Annotated in this window: 1 protein-coding gene; it reads right to left on the bottom strand. The window is 42.6% G+C overall.

Going from position 1 to position 564, the window contains the following annotated elements; genetic code table 11:
• Positions 1–356 precede the first annotated feature (356 nt).
• A partial coding sequence (locus ACFQEU_RS17710; protein ID WP_379784286.1) for a chorismate-binding protein occupies positions 357–564 on the bottom strand: 208 nt, incomplete at its 5' end.

Below are 564 nucleotides of genomic sequence, written 5' to 3'. Positions count from 1 at the left end.
TAATCCTTGTGACTTTCGTAGTATCTGCCCGCATTGTTATTGCCTACATGCAACAACTTGCAGAAAGGCGCTGATTTTAGCAAAGCTTGTTATAAGTTATAAGCAACGAATTATTATAGTTTTATAACTTTTATGTTAGATATTGCGCGCCAAATGACCGCTTATTGCTCGTGGAACATGGGTCGTGTTTTGAACCGCTTTAACCAGATGTAGTGTCTAGATTGATGTTTTGGTTGGAAAACCACCATATTTTGTGTGTTTGGCTCGATTTTTGGTCGACCAGCTTATTCCTTGATCGCATATAACATTTCTATTTCCGGCCCTTTGGACATATGTTTCACGGGAAACAGTTAGGCTTATTGGCCTTCATAGTTAATAAGCTTGGCAACTTTTGTTATGGATTCTCGGTATTCGTCGTCGGTGTTTGAATCTGACGTGATTCCGCCGCCGCCCCAACAATACAGCTCGGAGCCTGTGGCGACTAAAGAGCGGATAGTAATGCTGGCGTCGAATTGACCATTAACGCTGCTATAGAATACAGAGCCGCAGTAAGCGTTTCTGCCA

This window comes from Halorubrum tibetense, from assembly GCF_042661865.1.
In the GTDB taxonomy this organism is placed as follows: domain Archaea; phylum Halobacteriota; class Halobacteria; order Halobacteriales; family Haloferacaceae; genus Halorubrum; species Halorubrum tibetense.
This window is presented reverse-complemented; position numbering and strand designations above follow the sequence as displayed.